The organism is Actinosynnema sp. NPDC059797, assembly GCF_042732085.1.
In the GTDB taxonomy this organism is placed as follows: domain Bacteria; phylum Actinomycetota; class Actinomycetes; order Mycobacteriales; family Pseudonocardiaceae; genus Actinosynnema.
On the sequence record NZ_JBHWIE010000493.1, the window covers coordinates 1 to 4,340 of the forward strand.

Annotated in this window: 2 protein-coding genes and 1 CRISPR repeat array; both genes read right to left on the bottom strand. The window is 72.4% G+C overall.

Translation table 11 applies throughout. The annotated features are described in order from the left end of the window. A CRISPR array of direct repeats spans window positions 1-2,166; the repeat unit is 28 nt; unit sequence GTGCTCCCCGCGCGAGCGGGGGTGGTCC. Between the two features lie 609 nt (window positions 2,167-2,775). Beyond that, window positions 2,776-3,186 carry an Imm1 family immunity protein gene (locus ACFV4N_RS40400; protein ID WP_499677976.1) on the bottom strand — a complete coding sequence of 137 codons (411 nt, stop codon included), beginning with the start codon at window positions 3,184-3,186 and terminating at the stop codon, window positions 2,776-2,778. Continuing rightward, a complete protein-coding gene (locus tag ACFV4N_RS40405) occupies window positions 3,174-3,980 on the bottom strand; it encodes a DddA-like double-stranded DNA deaminase toxin (RefSeq protein ID WP_499677977.1) in 807 nt (268 codons plus the stop codon). Before ACFV4N_RS40405 ends, ACFV4N_RS40400 begins: the two co-directional genes overlap by 13 nt. Window positions 3,981-4,340 lie beyond the last annotated feature (360 nt).

The window sequence follows — 4,340 nt, forward strand, 5'->3', positions numbered from 1 at the left end:
GTGCGCCCCGCCCATGCGGGGGTGGTCCGTGGTGTGGCCAAGATGCATCACCGCAGGCCAAGTGCTCCCCGCGCATGCGGGGGTGGTCTTCAAACCTCCGGGGCGGCGGGCTCGGGAACGTGGTGCTCCCCGCGCATGCGGGGGTGGTCCCGAGGGCCGGCGCATGCCGCGTATCGGCGGGCCGTGCTCCCCGCGCGTGCGGGGGTGGTCCCCGCCCTCAAGACCAACGGCAAGAGCTACCACCGTGCTCCCCGCGCGAGCGGGGGTGGTCCCCGGAGTGGACCGGCACGTGGCGCGACGTGCTCGTGCTCCCCGCGCGAGCGGGGGTGGTCCGGGTCCTCCTGGCGTCGGGGGCGGGGTCGTGGCGTGCTCCCCGCGCGAGCGGGGGTGGTCCGAACGCCACCAGCGTCCAGCCGTGGTTCCCGAAGTGCTCCCCGCGCGAGCGGGGGTGGTCCCCTGTCCCCGCACTCCCGCTCCCGAGCCGCCCGGTGCTCCCCGCGCGAGCGGGGGTGGTCCGCCGGTCTCCGCCGCCACCGCGGCCGCGCTGGAGTGCTCCCCGCGCGAGCGGGGGTGGTCCGCTCGGCGCGCAGCGCGTCGTTGGTCTCGGTGGGTGCTCCCCGCGCGAGCGGGGGTGGTCCGCGGTGGCGAACGGGACGCGCTCCAGCAGGTGCGTGCTCCCCGCGCGAGCGGGGGTGGTCCCTCGCCGCGGCCGTGCGGGTGGCGGGCGATCCAGTGCTCCCCGCGCGAGCGGGGGTGGTCCTTCGTCCACGACGATGAACCGGGCGTGGTGCGCGTGCTCCCCGCGCGAGCGGGGGTGGTCCGCCCTCACGGTCGCTCCAACGGGAGTCGGTGCGGTGCTCCCCGCGCGAGCGGGGGTGGTCCGGCCAGCCCAGAGGCCACGTTGTCGTGGGAGGAGTGCTCCCCGCGCGAGCGGGGGTGGTCCCGCGGTGCGGTGGAACACGATCGCGACGTCCGGGTGCTCCCCGCGCGAGCGGGGGTGGTCCGGTGTGGGAGGCGCCCAACCCGGGGGCCTCGCTGTGCTCCCCGCGCGAGCGGGGGTGGTCCGTCGGGCCGGGGACGAGAGCGCGGGCGCGCGGTGTGCTCCCCGCGCGAGCGGGGGTGGTCCGCCCTCGGCGCGCCAGGTCGCCGCCGTGCTCGGGTGCTCCCCGCGCGAGCGGGGGTGGTCCGGCCGAAGCGGTCTTCGGCAACCGCAACTCCGAGTGCTCCCCGCGCGAGCGGGGGTGGTCCCTCCGCGGCCTTGGCCTTCAGCTCGTCGTAGCCGTGCTCCCCGCGCGAGCGGGGGTGGTCCCCTTCCCGCCGCCGCCACGCCCGGCACCGGACGGTGCTCCCCGCGCGAGCGGGGGTGGTCCGCTCACCTACCCGCTGACGCCGGGCGCGGCCATGTGCTCCCCGCGCGAGCGGGGGTGGTCCGCACGGCACGTTCGCGGCCAAGGAGTACCAGCACGTGCTCCCCGCGCAAGCGGGGGTGGTCCCCCATCGACCCCGGACCGCTGCCCAAGTCCGGGCGTGCTCCCCGCGCGAGCGGGGGTGGTCCGTCGGCGTCGGTGAGCCGGTAAGGGCTGGCGGTGTGCTCCCCGCGCGAGCGGGGGTGGTCCCTCGTGGAAGCCGAGCGGCCGGGGCGGCTGGGGGTGCTCCCCGCGCGAGCGGGGGTGGTCCGTGGCCGCTGGCGTTCCTAGAGTCGATCGAGGAGTGCTCCCTGCGCGAGCGGGGGTGGTCCCCGGCCGGCCGGGTAGCGGTCCGGTTCGGCGGGGTGCTCCCCGCGCGAGCGGGGGTGGTCCGCACACGCACTGGATGAACGCGAACTACCTGGCGTGCTCCCCGCGCGAGCGGGGGTGGTCCGCGGTTGCGGGCCGCCAGCTCGTCGCGCTTCATGGTGCTCCCCGCGCGAGCGGGGGTGGTCCCCCGGTCTGCGTCGTGCCGTACACGTCGCGGACGTGCTCCCCGCGCGAGCGGGGGTGGTCCTGGTTCAACCTCCCACTCAGCGTTGACACCCTCGTGCTCCCCGCGCGAGCGGGGTGGTCCGCTCCGTGCAGGCAGGATCAGTCGCCCCGCTGGGTGCTCCCCGCGCGAGCGGGGGGTGGTCCCTGGGCCAAGCGCGCCTACGACTCCGAGCAGCCGTGCTCCCCGCGCGAGCGGGGATGGACCATAGGACGTGGCGGCCGGTCAGATCGACTCGATGCAAGCCGACCTGGCCAACACCCGCCTGGCTCGCCAGGCCGCCCACGTCACCCAACCGGAGCGCAGGCTCTCCGAAGCCCTCGGCGCACAGTCAACACCGAGTACGCCGCGCTCACACACGCCGTGTGGGGCGTGGTCAACGTGGCCGGGCTCGCCGAGGACAGCACATTGCGGACAGACAAGCAGATCACCGACGAAGAGCTGAACCAGGCATACGACCACGACGCACGCACCTACCCCTAGTCGCCACTGTAGGTGTCGGCGATCTTCACCGGGGATGGTGCTGCCCACCCGAGCGGGGTACTCGCACCCGATGAAGCCTCACGAATGCTGCCAACCTGTGCGCTCGCCGCAAGCGGGGTCCGTCAACTTCATCCACACTGGTAGAGACAGGTGCGCGCCTCCACGCGAGCGGGGGTGGTCTGTCGGCGTACAGCGTCGTGGATTCGCTGGTCCGGTGTGGGCCGGTGAGCGCGCCCAGGGTCGCTACGTCATCGACCTGGCGGCCGTGCACGGCGCATGAAGTTGGACACGGACCGCTCTGACCCGGTGATCACGCCGTGAACCCGCCGGGGTTCAAGCGGGCCAGGTCTGCCACTGCACCTCGGTCGGTCGCTCGCCTCCGGTGGTCATGTACTCGTGGGCGGCATGGCGCACCGCGTCCAGTGGGATTTCCGCGTCAGCGGGGAATTCGGTATCCGATCCCATGTAGTAGTAGAGCGGCGCTTCGTTTGCCGTGTGGGAGCCCTGGGTGCAACATCCGTCCGGCGCGGTGGGACCGGCATAGTAGAGGACACCGCGTCCGTGTTCGGCGTCCAATCCCACGTCCAGCATCCCGCGTTCGGGATGTCCGGCGAGGATGAGTTGGACCGTGTTCGGACCGGGCCACCCGGTCACCGTGTCCAACACGGCGTCCAGTTCAGCGGCTGTGGTGACGGTGGTCGGCCCGTCGTCTTCCACGTCGAACCACGCCTCTAGCTTCGCCACCACGGTCGGGCACCTCCTGTGTATCGCTTGCGGAACTTCGTCCCGTTCGCGGTCACGCCGTAAACGGTGAGCGTGCTTCCCTGGGGAAGCAGGACCGGGACGAGGGTGTCACACCCGAACGGGCCTTTGCACGGCGTCCAGTTGATCACGACCGTCGCGTGCCCGATCCCATGCTCGGCCATGCGCGCGGCCAACTTCATCTCCACGTCGGACGTCTTCGTGGAGCGAAACGGCATCCCCAACCGTTTCAGCCGTTCGTCCGCCAGCCGCCAGTCGTCGTCGCGACCGCTGACCATCTCTTCCACCCTGCCGTCCGGATAGACGACACGGCCGTGGACCTTGCGGCCCTGTCCCCCTTTCCCGATGGGATCGGGCAGTTCACGGCGTAGTTGTTCGATGCGTTCAGGCGGGATCACGGGCGGGTCGGCCGGTTCAGCCTGACGGGGTGGCGGCGGTCGCGACGGTCGTGCCGAGGGCGGTGGAGGGTGCTGAACAGTCGGAGCGGGGTTCGGGGCGCCGTCGATCGCCAAATGGTCCGCGTAACTCCCGGCAGCTTTCACGGCCTCGTTGAGCAGCGGCCAGTAGTGACCCTTGCAGGCGTCCATCACCCCCTGGAACTTGGCCAGCACCCGCATGCCGTCCGCTTCGAGGTGACGTGCGCCCTCCAGCGCACGGGCCAGCATGTCGTGCGCTTCCCGGGTCAGGTCTTCGGCCTGTTCCAGCGCGGCCCGCGCCAGCTCCCCCTTCGCGCACGCGGCCCGAACCCGTGCGGCCACCTCCCGGGTCGAGGCCATCGGCTCCCTCCTCCCCGCGTGAGCGTGGCACAGGGCACCCACAGTCACCAGGCCAACACCATGGGTTGTCGACTCCTCCACCTGCGCAGACTTCGAACACAGGGATCCTCGACCGAAACGGCGCCGTGTCGATCACAGGGATCACGGACGGTTCACCGAATGGCAGGCCGTCGATCCTCCCAGCGCGAGCAGGGAAGCGGTGGTCCGGCCCTACAGGGGCGGCAGCCCGGTCCGCTCGCCCCTGTAGGGCCGGACGCGGCCATGACCATGGCCGTCCTTCAGGTACCGGCGAACGACAGACCATCCTCGGCCACGCGGTACATGATCAGCGTCTCGCCTGTCGAAGACACCTCACGGTCA